The sequence below is a fragment of the Sphingomonas sp. genome (genome assembly GCF_031426035.1).
Taxonomy (GTDB): Bacteria; Pseudomonadota; Alphaproteobacteria; order Sphingomonadales; family Sphingomonadaceae; genus Sphingomicrobium.
Window position 1 is genome coordinate 1 of the sequence record NZ_JANPKO010000148.1, and the last position, 22024, is coordinate 22024.

At 69.4% G+C, this 22024-nt stretch carries 19 protein-coding genes and 1 tRNA gene; 11 read left to right on the forward strand and 9 right to left on the reverse strand.

Annotated features, from left to right (window positions below; translation table 11 throughout):
- The coding region (locus RMP08_RS10945) for an STAS domain-containing protein (RefSeq protein WP_409049792.1) at positions 1 to 265 on the reverse strand (265 nt) is incomplete at its 3' end.
- A 161-nt stretch (positions 266 to 426) separates the two neighbouring features.
- Here RMP08_RS10945 and RMP08_RS10950 point away from each other — a divergent pair.
- Genes RMP08_RS10950 through RMP08_RS10960 form a run of 3 tightly spaced genes read left to right on the forward strand, consistent with a single transcriptional unit; the run spans position 427 to position 2980 of the window.
- A complete protein-coding gene (locus RMP08_RS10950; RefSeq protein WP_310469035.1) occupies positions 427 to 1548 on the forward strand; it encodes a CDP-alcohol phosphatidyltransferase family protein in 1122 nt (373 codons plus the stop codon).
- The gene (locus RMP08_RS10955) at positions 1536 to 2312 is read left to right on the forward strand and encodes a nucleotidyltransferase family protein (RefSeq protein ID WP_310469036.1); all 777 of its coding nucleotides are present in this window, start codon (positions 1536 to 1538) and stop codon (positions 2310 to 2312) included. The genes RMP08_RS10950 and RMP08_RS10955 overlap by 13 nt, the downstream gene beginning before the upstream one ends.
- Positions 2309 to 2980 carry an HAD-IB family hydrolase gene (locus RMP08_RS10960; protein WP_310469037.1) on the forward strand — a complete coding sequence of 224 codons (672 nt, stop codon included), beginning with the start codon at positions 2309 to 2311 and terminating at the stop codon, positions 2978 to 2980. The genes RMP08_RS10955 and RMP08_RS10960 overlap by 4 nt, the downstream gene beginning before the upstream one ends.
- 22 nt (positions 2981 to 3002) lie before the next feature.
- Here RMP08_RS10960 and RMP08_RS10965 read toward each other — a convergent pair whose 3' ends face one another.
- From RMP08_RS10965 to lgt, 5 genes are all read right to left on the reverse strand, one after another.
- Positions 3003 to 4310, reverse strand: coding sequence for a cystathionine gamma-synthase family protein (locus RMP08_RS10965; RefSeq protein WP_310469038.1), 1308 nt, complete (start codon positions 4308 to 4310; stop codon positions 3003 to 3005).
- A 69-nt stretch (positions 4311 to 4379) separates the two neighbouring features.
- The gene (gene pgeF / locus RMP08_RS10970) at positions 4380 to 5150 is read right to left on the reverse strand and encodes a peptidoglycan editing factor PgeF (RefSeq protein WP_310469039.1); all 771 of its coding nucleotides are present in this window, start codon (positions 5148 to 5150) and stop codon (positions 4380 to 4382) included.
- On the reverse strand, positions 5147 to 5656 hold the full coding sequence (locus RMP08_RS10975) for a GNAT family N-acetyltransferase (RefSeq protein ID WP_310469040.1): 510 nt from the start codon (positions 5654 to 5656) through the stop codon (positions 5147 to 5149). Before RMP08_RS10975 ends, pgeF begins: the two co-directional genes overlap by 4 nt.
- A complete protein-coding gene (locus RMP08_RS10980) occupies positions 5653 to 6678 on the reverse strand; it encodes an SAM-dependent methyltransferase (RefSeq protein WP_310469041.1) in 1026 nt (341 codons plus the stop codon). Before RMP08_RS10980 ends, RMP08_RS10975 begins: the two co-directional genes overlap by 4 nt.
- Positions 6679 to 6722: 44 nt before the next feature.
- Complete coding sequence (lgt, locus tag RMP08_RS10985) at positions 6723 to 7604, reverse strand: prolipoprotein diacylglyceryl transferase (RefSeq protein WP_310469042.1); 882 nt, start codon at positions 7602 to 7604, stop codon at positions 6723 to 6725.
- 66 nt (positions 7605 to 7670) lie between these two features.
- On the opposite strand from lgt, the gene RMP08_RS10990 reads away from it, so the two are divergent.
- The 7 genes from RMP08_RS10990 (at position 7671) to RMP08_RS11020 (ending at position 14530) form a co-directional block, all read left to right on the forward strand.
- Positions 7671 to 9344 carry a class I adenylate-forming enzyme family protein gene (locus RMP08_RS10990; RefSeq protein ID WP_409049793.1) on the forward strand — a complete coding sequence of 558 codons (1674 nt, stop codon included), beginning with the start codon at positions 7671 to 7673 and terminating at the stop codon, positions 9342 to 9344.
- 2 nt (positions 9345 to 9346) lie between these two features.
- Positions 9347 to 11458, forward strand: a complete 2112-nt coding sequence (locus RMP08_RS10995) for a molybdopterin cofactor-binding domain-containing protein (protein WP_310469067.1) — start codon at positions 9347 to 9349, stop codon at positions 11456 to 11458.
- A 1-nt stretch (position 11459) separates the two neighbouring features.
- The gene (gene hemH / locus RMP08_RS11000) at positions 11460 to 12467 is read left to right on the forward strand and encodes a ferrochelatase (RefSeq protein ID WP_310469044.1); all 1008 of its coding nucleotides are present in this window, start codon (positions 11460 to 11462) and stop codon (positions 12465 to 12467) included.
- Positions 12468 to 12502: 35 nt separating this feature from the next.
- On the forward strand, positions 12503 to 13225 hold the full coding sequence (phbB, locus tag RMP08_RS11005) for an acetoacetyl-CoA reductase (RefSeq protein ID WP_310469045.1): 723 nt from the start codon (positions 12503 to 12505) through the stop codon (positions 13223 to 13225).
- Positions 13225 to 13473 carry a ribbon-helix-helix domain-containing protein gene (locus tag RMP08_RS11010; protein WP_310469046.1) on the forward strand — a complete coding sequence of 83 codons (249 nt, stop codon included), beginning with the start codon at positions 13225 to 13227 and terminating at the stop codon, positions 13471 to 13473. The genes phbB and RMP08_RS11010 overlap by 1 nt, the downstream gene beginning before the upstream one ends.
- 37 nt (positions 13474 to 13510) lie before the next feature.
- On the forward strand, positions 13511 to 13753 hold the full coding sequence (locus RMP08_RS11015) for a hypothetical protein (protein ID WP_310469047.1): 243 nt from the start codon (positions 13511 to 13513) through the stop codon (positions 13751 to 13753).
- Between the two features lie 87 nt (positions 13754 to 13840).
- Complete coding sequence (locus tag RMP08_RS11020; RefSeq protein ID WP_310469048.1) at positions 13841 to 14530, forward strand: hypothetical protein; 690 nt, start codon at positions 13841 to 13843, stop codon at positions 14528 to 14530.
- A gap of 185 nt (positions 14531 to 14715) precedes the next feature.
- Here RMP08_RS11020 and RMP08_RS11025 read toward each other — a convergent pair whose 3' ends face one another.
- The 3 genes from RMP08_RS11025 to RMP08_RS11035 form a co-directional block, all read right to left on the reverse strand.
- Entirely contained in the window at positions 14716 to 15570 is an 855-nt protein-coding gene (locus RMP08_RS11025) for a hypothetical protein (RefSeq protein WP_310469049.1), read from the reverse strand.
- Positions 15567 to 20192 (reverse strand): NAD-glutamate dehydrogenase domain-containing protein, encoded by a 4626-nt coding sequence (locus RMP08_RS11030; RefSeq protein ID WP_310469050.1) that lies wholly within the window; start codon positions 20190 to 20192, stop codon positions 15567 to 15569. The genes RMP08_RS11025 and RMP08_RS11030 overlap by 4 nt, the downstream gene beginning before the upstream one ends.
- Before the next feature lie 103 nt (positions 20193 to 20295).
- Entirely contained in the window at positions 20296 to 21681 is a 1386-nt protein-coding gene (locus tag RMP08_RS11035; protein WP_310469051.1) for a hypothetical protein, read from the reverse strand.
- Positions 21682 to 21854: 173 nt separating this feature from the next.
- Between RMP08_RS11035 and RMP08_RS11040 the strand changes: the two genes are divergently transcribed.
- A tRNA-Thr gene (locus RMP08_RS11040) sits at positions 21855 to 21930 on the forward strand.
- Positions 21931 to 22024: the final 94 nt, after the last annotated feature.

Below are 22024 nucleotides of genomic sequence, written 5' to 3' on the forward strand. Positions count from 1 at the left end.
CGCCAAGCTCGCCGACGACGCGGACGACCCCGCCTTTTTCCTCCGGCCGTACCTTGGCCGGCTTGTCGTTCTCGGCGACCTGATCGAGCAGGCCCTCGACCTGCTTGCTGGCGCCGACCACCTTGGCCTGGCGGTCGCGGACCGTGCGGTAGATCAGCCACGCCCCGACGGTGTCCATCTTGTCGACGCCGCTTAAGTCGATCACCAGCGGGTCGGGCGCAGCCTCGAGCTCGCGCGCGGTGGTTCCGGCGCGGGTAATCGTCATCGCCCCTACGCAGCGGTAGTTGGCGTTATCCCCCCCGCCAGGCGCATCCGTTGCTGAAGCAGTCATGTGCGCGGGAGACTGCGCGAAATTAACAGGCGCGGCAAGAGCACGGCCGCCCGCCACTTTCTTGCCCAACTCGTCGGTCTTATGCTCGGGCCGCCATGCCGACCCAGCGCCCGCCCTTGTTCGTCACCGTCGGATCGAGCCCGGCGCGGCTGTTCGGCATCGACGCCGGGACCCGCGCCTGCCGCATCGCGGCGCGGATCGGGCTCGAATGTGCCCCCGCGCCGGAGGATGGCCGCGCCGCGGTGATCGCCAGCGACGGCTATGCCTGGGATCCGGCGTGGCTCAAGGAGATCGTGCGCCGCCCAGGAACCTTGCTGACGCTCGCCGGCCAGCCCGTACTGGCCCATCTGCCGGGCGGGTTCGCGGTCGCCGATGGGGCCGCCGCGATGGCCGCGGGCCGCGCCGAGCCATTCGCCGGCCTCGACCGCCTCGCCGCCGAGAATATCGAGCTGAGCAACGCCGAGCTGCGCAAGCGCGACCGCCCGTTCGTGCTCCCGCTCGACCCGGCCAACCCCGAACCGGTCGAGCGCGCCGCCTACGACGCTGCCTACAAGGGCGTGACCGATGCGCTGACGCTGTATCTGTGGCGGCGCCCGGCGTTCCATCTGACGCGCTGGGCGGCGCGCGCCGGGATCGACCCCAACACCGTCACCGCGGTCGGCGCCTTGCTCTGCCTGCTCGCCTTCATCCTGTTCTGGAACGGCTATTACTGGTCGGGCATCGCCGCCGGCTTCGCGTTCATGGTGCTCGACACCGTCGACGGCAAGCTCGCGCGGTGCACCGGCACCTCGTCGCCGCTCGGCAACTTCCTCGATCACGGCATCGACCTCGTCCACCCGCCATTCTGGTGGTGGGCGTGGGCGCACGGGCTGGCCGCCTACGGCACTCCGCTCGAGCCGGTCTACGCGGCCATGCTGCTGGCCGCGATCGTCGGCGGTTACATCGCCCAGCGCGTCATCGAGGGGGTGTTCATCCGCCGCTTCGGCATGCACATCCACGTCTGGCAGCGGATCGACAGCCAGTTCCGCCTAGTCACCGCGCGGCGCAACCCCAACATGGCGATCCTGGTCGCCGCGATGCTGATCGGCCGGCCCGACGTCGGGTTCGAGCTGGTTGCATTGTGGACCGTGCTGTCGCTGATCTTCCACGCCGTCCGCCTCGCCCAGGCCAACGCCCGTGCCGAGCGCGGCGGGACGGTGGAATCGTGGATCGCGTGACTCGCTGGACCGCGCTGGTACTGGCCGGGTCGCGCCCCGGGCCGGACGCGTTCGCCGCCAGCATGGGCACTGATTTGAAGGCGCTGATCCCGGTCGCCGGCGAGCCGATGGTGGTGCGCCCGGTGCGCGCCTTGCTGGCAGCGCCCGAGATCGCCGCGGTGCGCGTCCTCGCCCAGCAGCCCGAGCGCATCGCCGCGGTGCTGCCCGCTGACCCGCGGCTGACCGTGGCGCCGTCGCGCGGGACCATCGCCGAGACAGTGCGGGCGATTTGCGCCGACCCCGCAACCGCCTGGCCGTTGCTGATCACCACCGCCGACCATGCCTTGCTGAGCCCGGCGATGATCGCCGAATTCTGTGCCCATGCGGGCGGCGCCGATGTTGCGATCGGCGTGGTCGAACGCGCGACGCTTCAAAAGCGCCTGCCCCAATCGCAGCGCACCTGGATAAAATTCCGCGGCGGCGCCTACAGCGGGGCGAACCTGTTCATTCTGCGCAGCCCCAGCGTCGCTCCCGCGCTCGAGCAATGGCGCGCGGTCGAGCAGGACCGCAAGAAGGCGCTGGCGCTGCTGTGGAGCCTCGGGCCTTCGCTGTTCCTCGGCGCCGCGCTGCGCCTGCGCACGCTCGCCGAAACTCTTCACCGCGTCAGCCTCAAGCTCCATGTCGCGATCCACGCCGTCGCGCTGAGCGACGGCCTCGCCGCGGTCGACGTCGACAAGCCCGCCGACCATATATTGGTCGAAGCGATTATCGCGGGCCGGGCATGAGCGACCTCGCCGTTTACGACATGGACCGCACCCTGACGCGCCATGCCACCTACACCCCGTTCCTGCTCCATTGCGCGCTGCGCCGTGCACCGTGGCGGCTGCTGCTGCTGCCGGTCGTCGCCGCCTCGATGCTCGCCTACGTCGCCAAAATCATCGACCGCGGGCGCTTGAAGGAAATCAACCATCGGTTGCTGCTCGGCCGCTGGATTCACCCCAAGGACCTGAAACCGTTGGTCGACAGCTTCGCCGACGCGACGATCGCCGGCAACATCCGCCCCGGCGCGCTGAAAGCGGTCGCGCGCGACAAGGCACAGGGGCGGCGGCTGGTGCTCGCGACCGCGTCCTACCGTCTTTACGCCGACGCCATCGCCGAGCGCCTCGGCTTCGACGACGTGATCGGCACCGGCTCGGTGATCGGGCTCGACGAGCGCGTCCGCTCGCGCATCCTCGGCGAGAACGCCTATGGCGAGGCGAAACTGCGGATGATCGCCGAGTGGGTCGAAAAATCGGGCCTCACCGGCAAGCACGGCCACGTCCGCTTCTATTCCGACCACGCTTCGGACCAGCCGGCCTTCGAATGGGCCGACGAGCCGGTCGCGGTGAACCCCCACGCCCGCCTCGCCCGCCTCGCCAAGGCGCGCGGCTGGGCGGTCGAGGACTGGGGCTAAACCCTCCCCCGGTGGGGAAGGGCTAAACCGCGTTGAGCGCGTTGGCGAAGTCGGCGATCAGATCGTCGGCATCCTCCACCCCGATCGAGATGCGCACCAGATTGTCGCTGATGCCGAGCGCCGCCTTGCGCTCGTCGGGGACCGACAGATGGGTCATCGCGGCGGGCGCGCTGGCGAGCGTCTCGGTGCCGCCGAGGCTGACCGCGAGCTTGGCGATTTTGAGCGCGTCGAGGAACGCGAACGCCTCCTTCTCGCCGCCCTTCAAGTAGAGCGAAAAGGTCGACCCGGCGCCGAGGCAATGGCGGGCGTAGATGTCGGCCTGGCGCGATTCGGCCTCGAGGAAGCCCAGATAGCCGACGGTCTCGACCTTGGGATGCTCGCGTAAAAATGCGCACACCTTGGCGGCGTTCTCGCCGGCCCGCGTCATGCGCAATTCAAGCGTCTCGAGGCTCCTCAGCAGCATCCACGCGGTGTTGGGGTCGCAGATCCCGCCCATCGTGTTGCGGATTGCCCGCACCTTGTCGAGCAGCCCCTTGGAACCGGTCAGCCCGCCGGCGACGAGGTCCGAATGGCCGCCGGCATATTTGGTCAGGCTGTAGACCGAGATGTCGGCGCCCTGGTCGAGCGGGCGCGCCCACAGCGGCCCCAGGAAAGTGTTGTCGATGGCGATCGGCGGCAATTCCTCGCCGCCGAAGGCAGCGGCGCGCGCGGCGTGAACCGCCTCGACATCGACCAGCGCGTTGGTCGGGTTAGCCGGGCTTTCGAGATAGATCAGCGCGACCCGGCCCATGCCCTTGGCCTTGGCCAGTACCGCGTCGAGCTCCTCGCGCGTCGCGCCGGCGGGGAAGTCGATATATTTGACCGCGAACCGCGCCAGGATCTTGTTGAGGATGGTCTCGGTCGCGGCATACAGCGGGCCCGAATGGACGACTACGTCGCCGGCGCCGACGAAGGTCAGCAGCAAGGTTGTAATCGCGGTCATCCCGCTGGAGAAAGCGAGCGCTTCCTCGGCGTCCTCCCACACCGCCAGCCGGTCCTCGAGGATTTCCTGGGTGGGGTTGTTGAAGCGCGAGTAGACCAGCCCGTCGCCGGTCCCCGAGCGGCGCCCGGTGATGCCCTCGAAGAAGCGTTTGCCGTCCTCCGCTTTCTCGAACACGAAGGTCGAGGTGAGGAAGATCGGCGGCTTGAGCGAGCCTTCGCTGAGCACCGGGTCGAAGCCGTGGCCCATCATCAGGGTCGAAGGTTTCATGCGGTGATTGCCGATGGTGGTCGGCGACGGCTTGGGCGAGCGCTGCTGGGTCGGTTCGCCGCTGTCATGATCGCTGGGCAAGTTGGTCTCCTGTTCGAAGCCCCCTTAGTCCCAGCCGGGACCAGCCGCTAGGTTGCGCAGGCAGCCCCGTCAAGCGCGCGCGGAAATCCCGATCACGCTGAGCTGGCGGCCGTAATCGAACTCCCCGGAATGGGTCGCGCGGCGGTAGCTGAAAAAGCGCGCGGCGTCGGCATAGGTATCGAGCCCCAGCGTGGCGACGGTGCCGACCCCCGCCGCGACCAGCCGATGCGCGACATAGCCGGGCAAGTCGAAGTGCGGCTTGCCCGCGGGGCCGAGCGTGAAGAACCGCGCATTGTCGCCGTCCTCGTCGAGGAAGCGGGTGCGAAACGTCTCGTCCACCTCATATGAATCGCGCGCAATGCACGGCCCGACCGCTGCGGCGACATGCTCGCGCCGCGCGCCGAGCGATTCCATCGCCGCGATCGTCGCGTCGGTGACTCCGGCCAGCGCTCCCCGCCACCCGGCATGGGCCGCGCCAATCACCTCGCCGCGCCGGTCGGCGAACAGCACCGGCGCGCAATCGGCGGTGAGGATGCCGAGCAGCAGGCCGGGGGTCGCGGTGACCATCGCATCGGCATGCGGCCGGGCGTCGTGCGGCCACGCCTGACGTGCCTCGACGCACAGCGCGGAATGGACCTGGTGGACGGTGGTCAGCTCGCCGCCGGGAAGGACCGCGTCGACCGCGCGGCGCCTGTTCTCGGCGATCGCATCGCGATCGTCGCTGCTGCCATATCCCACATTGAGCCCGGCCAGCGCACCCGTGGAGACCCCGCCGCCCCGCCCGAGAAAGCCATGAGCGACCGCCCCCAGCGCCGGCGCGTGGATCACCTCGACGCTCACAGCTCGAGCTTCATCAGGACGTCCTCGTCGGCCTGGTTGCCGACCATGAAGACATTTGGCCCGTGCACGGTGAACCCATAGCGCTGGTAGAACCGCCGCGCGCGGTGATTGTCGATGAACACCGACAAATACAGCTCGCGCGCCCCGCGCCGCCGCGCCTCGCCCAGCGCCCATTCCATCAGCGCCGCCGCTACCCCGCTGCCATGCCACCGCGCGGCGACATACAACTGGCCGATCTCGGCGGCCGCGGCCTCGGTATTGGCCGGCGAGCGCAGCGGCGTCAGCTTGAGGTAGCCCGCCGCCGCGCCATCGTCCTCCGCCATGCGCACGGCCACGGCCGCATCGCCAAGCTCCTCGCGCCACTTCTCCTCGCCATGTCCAGCGAGGAAGGTGGCGAGATCCTCCGCTCCGTAGAGATGCCCGAACGTGGCGACGAAAGTGTCGCGGAACAGCGCCTCGAGGGCAGGGGCGTCGCCCGGCACCGCGTCGCGATAGGTCACGCTCATGCCGCCAGCCCGGCTGGCGCGGGCCAGCCCGGCGCCTGGATCGCGACGACCTTGAACAACTCGCCCATCGCATCGTCATCGCACAGCCGCGCGCGCGCCGCAGCAATTTCGTCGGCGCGCTCGGGGTTGGCCGCGGCCAGCGCCGCCGCCCGTGCTGCAATCCCGAGCCGCCCGAGCCACGCGCCTTGGGTGCTGAGCGCGGTTACCGCCGCCCCGGCGCCGATCGCGGCGCACGCCACAGCCGCGAAATCGACATGGGCAGTCAGATCCTGCTCGCCCGGCGCATCGAGCACGTCGGCGAATTGGTGCCGCCGCACCGCCTGCAGCGTGTCGCCCGGCGCGCTCGCGGCGTGGCCATAATCGATCATCAATGCCGCCCCGCCATGCGCCACCAGAAGCGCCGCGATTTCGGCCACGACCGCATCGCGCGCCGGCGAATCCTCGCGCACCTCACCCTCGGCGCTGAACGCCAGCCGCTCGCCTTCGAGCACAATCATCCGCTCCTCGGCGCCGACCCACTGCCGCACCGGCAGCGCGTCAAGGAATTCGTTGGCGACCAGCAGCAGTGGCACTCGCGGCAGCGACTCGACAGCATCGTGCCACACCGCATCGGGCACCCGTTCGGCCTGCTCGGCGCGCAGCCGCGGGCTGGTCTCGACCAGATGCACTTGGCCCGCAAATCCCGCCCCGCGCAGCACCCGCAGCGCATCGGCGGCGAGCGTCCCGAGCCCCGGCCCAAGCTCCACGAACACCGCGTCCCCCGGCGCCCCCGCGCGGAGCCAGCAGTCAGCCAGCGCCGCCCCCACCAGCTCGCCGAACATCTGGCTGATCTCGGGTGCGGTGGTGAAGTCGCCCGCCGCCCCGAGCGGATCGCGGGTCGCGTAATAATGCGCGTTGCACAGCGCCATGTAGCGCTCGACGGTGATCCCGCCTTCGAACGAGATTCGAGCGCGAAGCTGCTCGGCAAATCCTCCCCTCCCGCTCGCGGGAGGGGCTGGGGGAGGGACTGTCGCGGACGCCATCACAGGCCCTCCCCTAACCCCTCCCGCAGGCGGGAGGGGAATCTTCAGGCGACGCTGGCCGACCCGAGCGTCGGCTCGACCCGCACCCGGCGACGCTTGGCGGTGGCCATGAGGTACGCCCCGCCGATGATCATCGGCAGCGACAGCCACTGCCCCATGTGCAGCCCGCTCTGCGCGGCGAATCCGGCCAATTGCGCATCGGGCTCGCGGACGAACTCGATGGCGAAGCGGAACAGCCCGTAGAACAGGATGAACGCGCCGACCAGCTTGCCCGGCTGGTAACGCGCGTCGCTCTTCCAGAACATCGCGGCGAGGATCGCGAACAGCACCAGCCCCTCAAGCACCGCCTCGTAGATCTGCGTCGGATGGCGCGGCGGCCCGAGCATGGTCACCCCGCCGATCGCCTCGGGAAAGCGAACCGCCCACGGCACCGTCGTCGGCGCGCCCCACAACTCATGGTTCACGAAATTGGCGAGGCGGCCGAACAACAATCCGAACGGCACGCAGCACGCGACATAGTCATGCACCCGCAGCCACGGCAGTCCCTCCTTGCGCGCAAGATAGAGAATGCCGAGCGTGGTCCCGACCACTCCCCCGTGGAAGGACATGCCGCCATCCCACAGCTTCAAGATGTCGAGGGGGTTCTCGAGGTAGAACGGCAAATTGTAGAACAATACATAGCCGATGCGCCCGCCGAGGATGATCCCCAGCGCGGCGTAGAATACCAGGTCGTCGGCGTGGCGGCGGGCCATCGGCGCGCCGGGCTCCTTGAGCAGCGTGAGCAGATACCAGTAGCCGACGAAAATCCCGGCGAGGTAGGCGAGGCTGTACCAGCGCAGCTGGAAGAAGCCGAGGTCGAGCGCCACCGGCGACAGATGAAGGTCGGTCCAGGCAATCGCGGCGGACGCAAAAATGTCGGTCGGCAAGGACTTCCCCCTTGGAGTTCACCGCCTCATAAGGTGACCCGCAGCAAAGGGCAAAAGGGCGCGTTGATGCAGAGCGATCTCGACCGCAAGTTCGATGCGGTGTTCGCGCAGGTGATCGGAACGGGCGGGCGGCTGGTGATCGGCCAGGACGGCGACGGCCGCGCCATCGCCACCAACCTGCCGCCGACCCTGCCGCTGCTGTTCCGCACCTTCTGCGCGGCGCATGGCGCGACCGAGGCCCTGGTCTCGGGCAAGGAGCGGCTGAGCTTCGCCGATCTCGACGCCTGGTCGGAGCGGGTCGCCCACGCCCTCGTCGCGCGCGGCGTGGCCAAGGGCGACCGCGTCGCCATCGCCATGCGCAACTGCCCGGCGTGGGTGATTTGCTACATGGCCGCGGTCAAGGCCGGCGCGATCGCCACTCTGCTCAACGGCTGGTGGCAGGCGGCCGAGCTCGAGCATGCGCTGGCCCTGACCGAGCCAAAGCTGATCATCGCCGACGCCCCGCGCGCGGCGCGCATTGCGGCATGCGGGCGCGACGGGTTCGAGCTGGTATCGCTGGCGGTCGACTTGTTCGCAGAGCAGGCGCTGGCGCCCTTGCTCGAGGGCGCCGCGGGGGAGGGCGCGACGCTGCCCGAGATTGCCGCCGAGGACGATGCCACGATCCTGTTCACCTCGGGCTCGACCGGCGAATCGAAGGGCGCCTTGTCGACCCATCGCGCGGTGACCACCGGCGTCTACGCCTATGCCACCGGGCTGATGACCCTGCTCGGTATCCTCACCAGCGAGGGCCGCGCGCCGACCGCCCAGCCGCGCACGCTGCTCAGCGTGCCCTTGTTCCACGTTACCGGCGAGGTGCCGGTGATGCTCAACAGCTTCGTCGTCGGCCGCGCCATGGTGCTGATGCCCAAGTGGGACGCGACCGAGGCGCTGCGGCTGATCGAAAAGGAAAAAATCACCTATTTCGTCGGGGTGCCGACGATGAGCCTCGAATTGATGAACCATCCCGATCGCGGCGCCTACGATTTGTCCTCGCTGACCGACATCACCGCCGGCGGCGCGCCGCGCCCGGTTGCCCACGTCGCGCGACTCAAGGAAACGTTTCCGTTCGCCCAACCGGCGCTCGGCTATGGCCTGACCGAAACCAACGCCGTCGGGTGCAGCAATTTCTGGGGCAATTATTCGGCCAAGCCCGAATCCACCGGCCGCGCCCAGCCGCCGTTTGTCGAGCTCGCCATCCTCGGCGACGGCGACCGTCTGCTACCTCCCGGCGAGCGCGGCGAAATCGCCATCCGCTCGGCCGCCAATATCAAATGCTATTGGCGCAACCCGCAAGCCACCGCCGCCGCCTTCACCGCCGACGGGTACCTCCGCACCGGCGACATCGGTTACCTCGACGAGGACGGCTACCTGTTCATCGTCGATCGCAAGAAGGACATCATCATCCGCGGTGGCGAGAATATCGCCAGCGCCGAGGTCGAGGCCGCGTGCTACGCCTGCCCCGATGTCGCCGAGGCGGCGGTGTTCGGCGTGCCCGACGAGCGCCTCGGCGAAGTCCCGGTGGCGATCATCCACCTCGCCGAGGACAGCAAGCTGACCGAGGCCGAGCTGCGCAAATTCCTCGAGCCGCGACTCGCCGCGTTCAAGATCCCCGCGCGCTTCGTGTTTGCCCGCTCGCCCCTGCCGCGCCTCGGCACCGGCAAGATCGACCGCGTCGCCCTGAAAGCGCAGCAGCTCGCTTGACCATGCCTGCCGTCGACCGCCGCACATTGTTGATCGGCGGCGGCGCCGGGATCGGGCTGATCGTCGCCTTCGCGCTGTGGCCGCGCGCACAAGTGTCGCCGCTGCGCGCGGGCGCGGACGAGCAGGCGTTCGATCATTTCCTCAAGATCGGCCGCGACGGCCGGGTCACCGTCGCCGTGCCGCAGGCCGAAACCGGGCAGGGGGCGTGGACCGCGCTGCCCCAAATCCTCGCCGACGAATTGGGCGCGGCGTGGGAGACAGTCGCGGTGGAGCCCGCGCCGCTGTCGCCGCGCTATGCCAACGCGCTCGCCGCCGACCAAGGCTGGCGCGGCAAAACGGCGCTGTTGCGGATCACCGCCGGCTCGACCTCGGTGCGCGCGTTCGAGCGCCCGCTCCGCGAGGCCGGCGCCGCCGCGCGCGGGCAATTGATCGCCGCCGCCGCCGAGCGTTGGAATATCGACGAGGGCGAATGCGACACCGCCGACGGCTTCGTCGTCGCCGGCGCGCGGCGCCTCGGCTTCGGCGAGTTGGCCGAGGAAGCCGCCGGGCTCGAGCCACGCGCGATCCGGCTGCGCGCGCCCGGCAGTGGCCGTCTCGCCGGCCGCCCGCTCGAGCGCCTCGACCTCCCCGCCAAGAGTGACGGCAGCCTGCGCTTCGCCGGCGACGTGCGGCTGCCGAGCATGCTGTTCGCGGCAGCGCGGCTGGCGCCATTGGGCGGCCGCCTGACCGGTTTCTCGCGCGCCGGGGCTGAAGGCGTGCCCGGCGTGCGCGCGGTGATCGCCGACGCTCGCTGGTTGGCGGTCGCCGCCGATACCGGCTGGGCCGCCGAGCGCGCGCTGAAGATTGCCAACGCCCGTTTCACCGGCCCCGCCGGCGACCCGTGGGATGCGTTGCTCGACGCCGCGCTCGACGGCGACGGCGGCGAGGCGTGGTTCGAGCGCGGCGATTACGGGTCAGCGGTCGACGGCAAGCCGCCGCTCGAAGCAACCTACCGCGCCGCCCCCGCCGCGCATCTCGCGCTGGAGGCGGCCGGCGCCGCGGCGCGGTGGACTGGCGATCGCCTCGAAGTGTGGGCCGCCACCTTGGCCCCCGACCTGCTCCGCGCCAGCGCCGAGCGCGCGTCGGGCGCCGCCCACGTCACCATCTACCCGATGCCGGTCGGCGACTCGGGCGGCGGCGCGCTCGAGGCCAATGCGGTGCCGGTCGCGATCGCCGTCGCCAAGAAACTCGGCCGCCCGGTCCAGCTCACCCTATCCACGACCACCAACCACAACCACGACCGCCTCGGCCCGCCCGCCGCGGGCCAGATGAGCGCAATGCCCGGTGAAGGCGGCGGAGTCGCGGCGTGGAAAATGCGCGTCGCCGGCGCCAACGGCCTCGCCGCCGCTTTCGCGCGCCTGTCTGGCACCGACGACAAGTCGGAACTGCGCGGCGCCGTCCCGCCCTACGCCATTCCCAATGTCGCGATCGACACCGTCGCCGCCGATCTCCCGTTCGCCACCGGCTACCTGCGCGGCGACCCCGAGCGCTTCCTCACCTTCGCCTCCGAAAGCTTCGTCGACGAGCTCGCGCGCGCCGCCAATGCCGACCCGTTCGGCTTCCGTATGGCGATGCTCAGCGGCCAACCGCGCCTCGCCCGCTGCCTGCAGTCGGCGGCAGCGGCCGGCGGATGGGACGGCGGCGGGCCGGGCAGCACGCTCGGCCTCGCCGCCGCCTCGGCCTACGGCTCGCACATCGCCTTGCTCGCCGACGCCGGCCTCGGCCCCTCCCAGCAGATCGAAGTCCGCCGCCTGGTCGCCACCGTCGATTGCGGGCGGGTGATCAACCCCTCGCTGGTCCGCCAGCAGATCGAAGGCGGGCTGATCTGGGCCCTCGGCCTCGCGCTCGCCCCCGCGCCGACCATCGCCGGCGGCATTGCGAGAGCGCGTCCGCAAGCCCTGCCGCGCCTCGCCGGCATGCCGCAATTCCATGTCCGCCTGGTTACCTCGTCCGCCGCGCCTGGCGGGGTCAGCGGGCTCGCCGTCCCGGTGCTCGCCCCCGCGCTCGCCAACGCGATCGCCGCCGCCACCGGGAAAAGGATGCGTGAGCTGCCGCTCGACCCTATGAGCGCCTGATATGGACCGCCCCCCTGACCACCCCGCCGTCGCCCACGGCCGCATCGGCCTGCTGCTGATCAACCTCGGCACGCCTGACGCGCCGACCGCATCCGCCGTCCGCCGCTACCTCGCCGAGTTTTTGAGCGACCGCCGCGTGATCGAAATCCCGCCCATCGCCTGGCAGCCGATCCTGCGCGGCATCATCCTCAACACCCGCCCCAAAAAATCCGCGCATGCCTACCAGCAGGTGTGGACCGAGGACGGCTCGCCGCTCGCCGCGATCACCGCGCGCCAGGCCGCCGCGCTGCAACGCGACCTTGGCGACTCCGTGCTGGTCGAGTGGGCGATGCGCTACGGCAACCCCGGGGTGAGCGCCGCGATCGAGCGCATGAAAACCGCTGGCTGCGAGCGCATCCTCGCCGCCGCGCTCTACCCGCAATATTGCGCGGCAACGACCGCCAGCGCCAACGACGCGGTGTTCGCCGCACTGGCCGCGATGCGCTGGCAACCCGCGCTGCGCACGCTGCCGCCGTACCACGACGACCCGCTCTACATCGACGCGCTCAAGGCCAGCATCGAGCGCCAGCTCGCGGCGCTCGATTTCACCCCCGATCGCCTGCTGCTGTCGTTCCACGGCATGCCCCAGCGCACGCTCATTCTCGGCGACCCGTACCACTGCCATTGCCGCAAGACCGCGCGCCTGCTCTCCGACCAACTATCGTTGCCGGTCGACACCGCGTTCCAGTCGCGCTTTGGGCGCGCCAAATGGCTCGAGCCGGCAACTGACACAACCCTCGCCGCATACCCAGCGCAAGGTGTCAAAAGGATCGCCATCGCCGCGCCCGGTTTTTCCGCCGATTGCCTCGAAACATTGGAGGAGCTCGGGCTGCGCGGGCGCGACACATTTGTCGCCGCGGGCGGCACCCATTTCGTGCGCCTCGATTGCCTCAACGACAGCGCCGAAGGCACGGCTATGCTGCAGTGCATCATGCGCCGCGAACTTGCAGGCTGGCTGCCGCCGACCTAAGCGCTCCCCAAGCAATCAGGATGGGAGACTGCAACATGGCTCGAGTGGCGATCGTCACCGGCGGAACGCGCGGCATCGGCGAAGCGATCAGCGTCGCCTTGAAGGACATGGGAATGGAGGTCGCGGCCAATTACGCCGGCAACGACGAGCGCGCGAAACAATTCACCGAGCGCACCGGAATCCGCGCGTTCAAATGGGACGTGTCCGACTTCGACGCGTGCCAGTCCGGCGTGCGTGAAGTCGAATCGGCGCTCGGCCCGGTCGATGTCCTCGTCAACAACGCCGGCATCACCCGCGACACCACCATGAAGCGCATGGATCACGCCAAGTGGCAGGACGTCATCGACACCAATTTGGGCGGCTGCTTCAACATGGCCAAAGCGGTGTTCGAGGGGATGCAGGAGCGCAAATACGGCCGCATCGTCAACATCGGCTCGATCAACGGCCAAGCCGGCCAATACGGCCAAGTCAATTACGCCGCCGCCAAGTCGGGCATCCACGGCTTCACCAAAGCGCTGGCGCAGGAAGGCGCGCGCGCCAACGTCACCGTCAACGCCATCGCGCCGGGCTATATCGACACCGACATGGTCGCCGCGGTGCCGCCCGAAGTGCTCGCCAAGATCGTCGCCAAGATCCCCGTCAACCGCTTGGGCCAGGCCAGCGAGATCGCGCGCGGGGTCGCCTTCCTGGTCGACGAGAACGGCGGGTTCATCACTGGCTCGACGCTGTCAATCAACGGCGGGCAGCACATGTATTGATGACGGACGAGGCGCCCGCTTTCGGAACCCCTATCAAGCGTTCGGTGACCATCGCCGGGCATGAAACCTCGATCAGTCTCGAGCCCGCGTTCTGGGCCGCGCTGGAGCACGCCGCGGCGGCGCGCAACCTGCCGGTCAACGCCCTGATCGCCGAAATCGACGCCGCGCGGCTGGAGGCCTCGCGCGTTCCCAATTTGACCTCGGCCCTGCGCCAATGGCTGCTCGCGTCCGCGCGCGAAAGTCGGTAAAGCAATCACGCCAGCGTTTTCACTCAAGGAGACCGACATGGCCTACAAGCATTTGGCACTCGCGCTGATCGCGCTCCTCGCCGCCCCCGCCGCCGCTACCGACAATCCGCCCGCGACCGCGCCCGAAGGCACGCCGGACACCAGATATTGCATGTATATCGAAGCGATCCTCGGCAGCCGCCTGGAGGAGGTCAAATGCTGGACCCGCGCCGAGTGGGCCGAGCGCGGCGTCGATGTCGACAAGGACTGGCCCAAGGAAGGCGTCCGCGTCGAGGGTTGACGCCATTCGAGGCGCTTGCCTCGCCCCTGGTGGGGCGGGCGCTTTCGCGTCTCGGCAAGGCAGCATGACCAATGAGCAGGTGGGCATATGAAAATGAGCACGCTTGATATCGCGCTGGCGGCAATCGCCGCGGCTGTGCTGGCCGTCCCGGGCCAGGCGCAGCAAGCCTACGCTCCGGTTGAAGCGGATGACGGCGGCAGCGCGACGGACCCGCTGTCGACCAGCATTCACCACCTCCACCTGCGCCTGACGGACGGCGAACGCCGTGGCTCCATCGATCCCGCCGAGGCGCGGGCGATCGGCAAGCGCTTGGAGCTTATCGGCGACCTTTCGGCCCTGGGTGATTTGTCGATCAGCGACCGGGTCTTCCTGCAGCGGCAGGTACGCGCCGTTCGAGCCCGGATTCAACGGGCGGATAATGGCGCGAATGGCCGATTCGCGGATTGGGACGCCGACGACGACTATGTCCTGCGGCCGGAGCCCAACGCGCCGATCGACGCGAACCGCGATGGTGTGGATGACCGGGACTTCAACCGCAACGGATTCTGGGAAGACGACCGCCAAGGCTTGGGGGCGGCCGCCGTGCCCGGCTCGGACCTTCAGAGCGGCGCGCTGCGTGTCGGCCAGCGTGCGGCTCCGTCAGATATGTTCGGCGTCCCGTACCAGCACCAGGACCGCTACCGCGACAGTGAACACGTCTATTACCGGTCGGATGGCGCGCGGATCTACCAGATCAGCCGCGACAGCCACAAAGTGACGCGCATCTTCCGTATCTGACGCTACTTCGCCGGGCGCGGAATGCGCTTGCCTTTGGTGCGGCTGGTCAGATGGAAGTGCCGGCAGCGGTCGCAGCGGTAGGGGCGGAGCGGGACAGCTGAGCGCTCGGCGATCGCCGCCGCCTCTTGCCGCGATGTGAAACGCGCTTTCCTGGCGCAGACGCTTTGGCGCGTGCGCATCGCGGATCAGGCGCCGACGGCCGCCATGATCGCGGCGGCAAACGCCGCGCCTTGGTCCGGCGCATGCTCGATCCACAGTGACGGCTCGATCAGTTCGAGTTCGATAATCCGCAGTGCCCCGGAATCGTCGGCCAGCATGTCGACCCGGGCATAGGCCGGCACCGCCGGCGCGGCGGCGAGCGCGGCGCGCGCCAGTTCCTTTGAGCCCGGCGGTGGCAAGCATTTCACTTCGCTCCCGCCGAGGTGCGGCTGGACGCGGAAGTCGCCGGGCCTGGGCCGCTTGACCACCGCGTGGCTGTAGGCGCCGGCGAAGAAGATCAGCGAATATTCGCCATCGCTCGCGACTGCCGCCAGCCACGGTTGGATCAGCATCCGCTGCCCGCGCACGCTGTCCGGGATCGCCTCGCCCGGCGCCAGCTTGAAGGTCCCGTCGGCGGCGGCCGACACCGGCGGCTTGATCACCAATATGTCGCAGCCGAACGCCGCGCGCGCGGCGGCCAGATCGCCCTCGCCGAGCGCTTCCGCGACCCGCGTCGCGACGGTCGGCACCCCCGCCGCCTCGAGCTCATTGAGATAGATCTTGTCGCTATTCCAGCGCAGCACCGCGGGCGGGTTGATCACCGGCCAGCGCTCGGCCTCCATGCGGTCGAGCAGCGCCAGCCACTCGGCGTAGCGGCGGTTATAGCCCCACACCAGCAGCGGCAGGACGAGGTCGAATTGCGTAATGCCGCCGTGCTCGGTCCACGGCCGCGTCTCGATCTCCGCCCCCGCCGCGACCAGCGCCGCCGCGGTCGCGTCGTACGACCACCCCCACGCCTCCGGATATTCCGGCGCGGGGACCAGGATCAGGAACCGCGTCAACGTGCCAGCAGGATCCGCGCCTGGTTGGCGATCTGCGCCAGCATCGGCGCGGTGGCATTGCCTTCGGTGCGCGCGCGCGCGACCAGCTTGCGGAACTGCTCGATGCGTGCGCTCTGCCCGGCGATCCATTGCTCAACCGCGGCGTCGGGCTCCTTGCCCCGCCCGCGCGCCAGGAACTCGATGCGCAACTGCTCGAAATCGCGCGCCAGCCCGGCGGTCAGCAGCCGCTCCCACTGGTCCTTGGGCACGAACCGCGCGACCTGCTGCTGCGCCCAGTCGAGCCCGAGCGCCTCGCCCAGCGTGGTGTAGGCGCGGGTCAGCTTGAGCTCGTCGACCCCGCGGCGAGCGGCGAGAGCGGCGACCCCGAACACCCCGTCGAGCTCGTACAGCCGCAGCAGCCCGCGCACGATCTCCTCGCTGGCGCCGAGCGAGAGCAAGCGGTCGCGCCGCGCGGCGGCTTCGTTGCGCACCTCGGCGCGGATCAATTTGGCCGCCGCCACGCCGATCGTGCGCACGCCGGGCGCGAACAATTTGACCAATTTGCTGACCTTGGTCTCGCCCCCCGACGCGCGCAAAATGTCTGACAGGTGCGAGCGCACGCTGGTCGCCGCGATGGTGAACAATTCGATGCGCACCGCCTCGGGCACCGCCGCGGTCTCGATCTCCTCCCACAGCGTTTGCAGGCCGAGCAAATGCTCGGCGACGAGGAACGCGGTGATGACCTGGCCGAGCGAGGCGCCTTCCTCCTCGGTCAAGTCGAGCGCGACGCTCGGGCCCAAGCGGTTGACGATGCGGTTGGCGACCCGCGTGGCGAGGATCTCGTGGCGCAGGCGGTGGGCGCGGATGGCGCGCGCGTGGGGCTTGCGCATGGCTTTGGGAAAAGCCTCGAACAATTCGTCCTCCACCAATGGGTCGTCGGCCAGCTCGAGCGGCTCGGCGGCGTCCTGCAGCGCCAGCTTGGACATCGACAGCACCACCGCCAGCTCGGGCCGCGTCATGCCGTGGCCGTCCTGCCCGCGGCGCAGCAATTCCTCGCTGCCGAGCAGGCCTTCGACCTTGCGGTCGATGCGCCCGGCGATCTCGAGCAATTCGATCGTCCGCACCTGGCCCGGCAGCGACTGCGCGCCGCCGCTTTCGGCGATCGACAGCGCCAGGCTCTGCAGGCGATTGTCCTCGAGCACGATCTCCGACACGTCCTCGGTCATCCGCGCCAGCAGCGCGTTGCGCTTGGCCTCGCTCAGCCGCCCCTCGCGCATTTCGCGGTTGAGCGGGATCTTGATGTTCACTTCCTTGTCCGAACAGTCGACCCCGGCCGAGTTGTCGATGAAGTCGGTGTTGATCCGTCCGCCTTCCTCGGAGAATTCGATCCGCCCGGCCTGGGTGATGCCGAGGTTGGCGCCCTCGCCGATGACCTTGGCGCGCAGCTCCGCGGCATCGGCGCGCAGCGCGTCGTTGGCCGGGTCGCCGACGTCGGCATGGCTTTGCGTCGAGGCCTTCACATAGGTCCCAATCCCGCCGAACCAGATCAGGTCGACCGGGCTCTTGAGGATCGCGTTGATCAGTGTCGCGGGGTCGACGCTGGCGGCGGCGATGCCGAGCGCGGCTTGTGCAGCCTTCGACAGCTCGATCGCTTTCTGCGTGCGCGGGAAAATCCCCCCGCCCTTGGACATTTTGGCGCGGTCGTAATCGTCCCAGCTCGAGCGCGGCAATTCGAACAGCCGCTTGCGCTCGGCCCAGCTGGCCTTGGGATCGGGGTCGGGGTCGATGAAAATATGGCGGTGGTCGAACGCGGCGACCAATTTGATCGACTTCGACAGCAGCATGCCATTGCCGAACACGTCGCCCGACATGTCGCCGCAGCCCGCGACCAGCACCGGGTCGGTCTGCACGTCCACGCCCATCTCGAGGAAGTGGCGCTGGACCGAGATCCACGCGCCCTTGGCGGTGATCCCCATCGCCTTGTGGTCGTAGCCGTTGGAGCCGCCGCTGGCGAACGCGTCGCCGAGCCAGAAATTGCGCTCGAGCGCGATCGCGTTGGCGATGTCGGAGAAGCTCGCGGTGCCCTTGTCCGCGGCGACCACGAAATACGGGTCGTCGACATCGTGCACGACCACGCTGTCGGGGTGCACCACCTTGTCGTTGACCAAATTGTCGGTGACCGACAGCAGTGCGCGAATGAAGATGCGGTAGCTCTCGGTGCCCTCGGCCAGCCACGCGTCGCGGTTGGCGGCGGGCGGCAATTGCTTGGGATAGAAACCGCCCTTGGCGCCGGTCGGAACGATCACCGCGTTCTTGACCAGCTGCGCCTTCATCAGTCCGAGGATTTCGGTGCGGAAATCATCGCGCCGGTCGGACCAGCGCAGGCCCCCGCGCGCGACCGGCCCGCCGCGCAAGTGAATGCCTTCGACGCGTGGGGAATAGACCCAGATCTCGCGCCACGGCACCGGCCGCGGCAAATTGGGCACCATCGCCGAATTGAGCTTGAACGCGACCGCCTCGCTCGCCGCCGGGGCGAACGCGTTGGTGCGCAGGATCGCCTCGACCAAAGCGCGCAGGCGGCGCAGGATGCGGTCGTCGTCGATCGAGCGGACCCGCGCCAGCGCGTCGTCGAATTCCTCGCGCAGGCGGGCGACTGACGCATCGCGGCCGCGCGCCGCGGCGGGGTCGTGCGCGGCGATGAACAGGGCGACCAGCGCCGCGGTGGCTTGCGGCGCGCGCCGCAGCGCGTCGACCACCGTCACCAGCCCGAAGCTGCTGCCGGTCTGGCGGATGTAGCGGAACCACGCGCGCAGCCACACCACCGGCTTGGTATCGAGCCCGGCGAACAGCACCAATTGGTTGAACTCGTCGTCCTCCGATGCGCCGCTCAGCACGCAGGCGATGGCGCGCTCGATCATATCGCCGCGCGCCAAAATCGCCTCGACATCGGCCTCGGGCGGCAGTTCGAGGCGGAAGTCGTGGATGTAGCCCAAATTGCCGTCGCCCAGCGCGGTCGGCATTTCCTCGAGCACGCGGAAGCCGAAATTTTCCAGCACCGGGACCGCTTCCGACAACGGGATCAGACCGCCGCGGCGATAGGTCTTCAAATGCAAATGGCCCGGCGCGTCGCCGGGGAAGCGGAACAGGCGCACCCCGCGGTCGCAATCGTCGTTCAAATCGGCCAGCGCGCAGATGTCGGCGGCGCCTTCCTCGGCGCTGGTGCGGGCGCGGTAGCCGTCGGGCATCGCCGGCAGATAGGTCAGCGACAGCCGCGTCGCGCGCGACGCCCCGGCCATCGCGATCAGCTCGTGCTCGACCGCCGGCACCCAGCCGCGCACCATGTCGACCAGTGCCTCGTCGAGCCCGGCGGCGTCGGGCGCGGGCGCCTTGGGGTCGGTCGGCAAAGTGAAGCGGAGCAGCGCCAATTCGCCTTCGCCCAACTCGACCGACCAGCTGGTGATCTCGCTCTCGAGCTCGCTCGCCAGCATCGTCGCGATCGCCTTGCGCCGCGCGGTGGTCAGCTCCTCGCGCGGCAGCCATACGAATGCGTAAAGATGACGGTGGAGCGCGCCGGGCAGCAGCAGCAGCCGCGGCCGCGGGCGGTCGGCGAGGCTCATCGCCGTCATCGCCGCGGTGCGCACTTCGGATTCGTTGAACGAGATCAGCAGGTCGTGGGGCAGCGTCGAAATGGCGTGCGCGAGCGCTTTCCCGCCATGGCTCGACGGCGCGAAGCCGAGCTCCTTGTCGAGCTTGGCCAGCCGCTCGCGCAGCACCGGCACCAGCTCGGCGGCGGTGCGCAGCGCCGAGCTGGTCCACAACCCGGTGTGGACCGACAGCCGGCCATCGGCGCGCTTGACCATCACTACGTCGAGCGGGACGCGGCGGTGGACCGGCGAAATGCGGTCGGCCTTGAGGATCAGCACGTTGCGCGATTCGTGCGACAAATGGTCGATCGCGGCGCGCGCGGCTTCCTCGTTCCACAAGGCGATGTCGTTGCGCAAAATGCCCAGCGGGCTGCCGATCTTGCCCGCTTTGTCGACGTCGGCGTGGCCCAGCAGTGTAAAATTATTGTCCGCCAGCCAGCGCAGCAGCGCCGCCGCTTCGCGATCGCTGCGGTCGAGCAGCTCGGCGTCGGCCTTCATCTGCGCGAGCATCTCGCGCCAGTCGGCGACCGCGGCGCGGACATCGTCGAGCACGCGCTCGACCTCGCGCACCAGGTCCTGGCGGCCGCGCGCGTCGGCGCGGTCGAGTTCGATGTAAATCACCGACTCGGGCTTGCCGCGGCCGATCTCCTTGAGCGTGCCGTCGCCGTCGCGGGTGGCGAGGACGATCGGGTGGAGCAGGCGATGGATGGCGAGCCCCTTGGCGGCGATCGCCCCGGCCACGCTGTCGACCAGGAACGGCATGTCGTCGTTGATCACCGCCAGCCGCATGCGCCGGTTGCCGGCCTCGCCGCCGGTCGACTGGATGTGGATCACGCGCTTGCCCGCCGCGCGCTGCGCCATCGCCTCGGCGACGAACTCGGCGGCTTCCAGCTCGCCGCGGCGGTCGAGCCCCTCGGTCTCCCCCGGCAGGGCATTGGCGGTCAGCGCGGAACGCAGGGCCTCGACCAGCGGCTTGGCCAGGCGCGAATGGGCCGTCATCGGAATGGTTGCTCCGCCAGTGATGCGATGTCCGCGGGCTATAGCCGCGCGGCCGTCACCGGGACAACCCGTCAGGACCGATCAGTTGGCGCGGAAGGAGCGATTAACGCGCGGCGCGGCGGATCGCGCGGTCGAGCAGCGCGGCATCGTCGACCATCGCCACCGGCTCGGCGCCGCCGTCGACGGTGCGGCGGACCAGCACCAAGGCGAATTCGCTGTCGGCGGGAAGATCGTTCAAGGCGATCGGCGCGGCGCGGCGCAGTTTTTCGCGCGCCGCTTCGGTGCCGGCGTCGGGCGATTGGCCGGGACGGCGCGCCTGGCGCTCGGCCGCGACCAGCGCCTTGAGCCCGCCCGGCTGACTCTCGACCAGGCCAAGGAAGCCGCCCTCGGCGACCCGCTGGCGCTCGGCATAGGCCAGCGCCGAAGCGAATTCGGTCAGCCGCGCTTTGTCGTAGTCGATCCCGAACACCAGCTTGGCGATCGGGGTCATCGGCGCGCGGGCCTGGGACTTGAGCCCCGAATCCTCGAGCAGTTCGGCATAGCCGTCGGGATCGGCCTTGGAAGCGACCGCGAAATCATAAGCGAGCGACAGCGCGCGATAGAGCGCGGCGCGGCTGCGCCCGTCGGCGGCCTTGACCGCCTCGGCGATCTCGCGCGCGGCGGACAAGCGGTCGGCAAGCCCGGCGTCGTCGGTCACCGCGGTGTCGAGCAGCAGTTCGTCGTCGAGATCGTCGAGCACGGCATCGTCAAGCACGGCGGCCGGCGCGAGCGAAGCCTCGTCGCGCTCTTCCTCGAACGGGGCGGGCAGCGGCGCGTCCTCGAACGGGGTGACCGGGGATGCGGAAAAATTTTCGAGCGCGATCGGGTCGGAGTCGGGCTGGATTGCGAGCTCTTCCGCGGGCTCCGGCTCGGGCGCCAGCGCGGGCACGATGACCTGCGCCGCGGGCGCCGCCTCGCTGCCCGCCTTCCAATTGATCACCCCGTAGATGAAATCGATGGTGTCGCCGTCGGACGAGAACGGCATCATGATCCCGCGATAGCTGATCGGCTCGCCGCGCTGGTTGACGAACTCGGCCTCGAAGCCGATCGGCGCGCGGTTGGCGATGATCTGCAGGTAATGGTCGGTCAGCCGCGACAGCAGCGACCGGCTGGGCACTTCGTCGAGCTTGCCGACGCTGTCGTCGAGGTCGCACTCGCGGCGGATCGCGGTGCCGATGTAGGCGGTCGCCGGGTTGTCGCGCCCGGCGGTGAAGTCGAGCAGCACGCTGTTGGGCGCGAAATCCTCGAGGTCTGCAGGCTCGAGATCCTCGATCGACGGAAAGTCGCGGCCGTCGAGCAGCGACACCCAATAATTATACGCGCGGACGTGCATCCGCCGCTCGTCGCTGCCGATCGCCGCGGCGACCTGCTCGGCGCCGGCGCTAGCCCCCGCGCTGGGCGCGGCCGACTCGGGGTCGAAGTCGCTCGGGTGATCGCGAAAGCCGTCCATGCCCGTCCCATTTCCCCCAGGTTCGCGCATGGTGTGGCGGATGCGCGTTACCAAAGCGTTAAGCATAACCGATTGCGAACAGCCGTTGAGGCCGCTCGGCGGCCCTGAGCTTGCCCCGTGCGGGGCGCGCTGTTAGGGGGACGCCGCTTGCCGGGGCCGTCCGCCCCGCCCGCGCCGCTTTAGCTCAGCTGGTAGAGCACATCATTCGTAATGATGGGGTCACAGGTTCGAGTCCTGTAAGCGGCACCACCCATAATTCACTGTCCCCAGCAGAGTGTTATGGGTCGGCGCCTTTGGCAATTAGCCCCGCAATCACGGTAGCTTGGCTCTGGGCATGCGATCT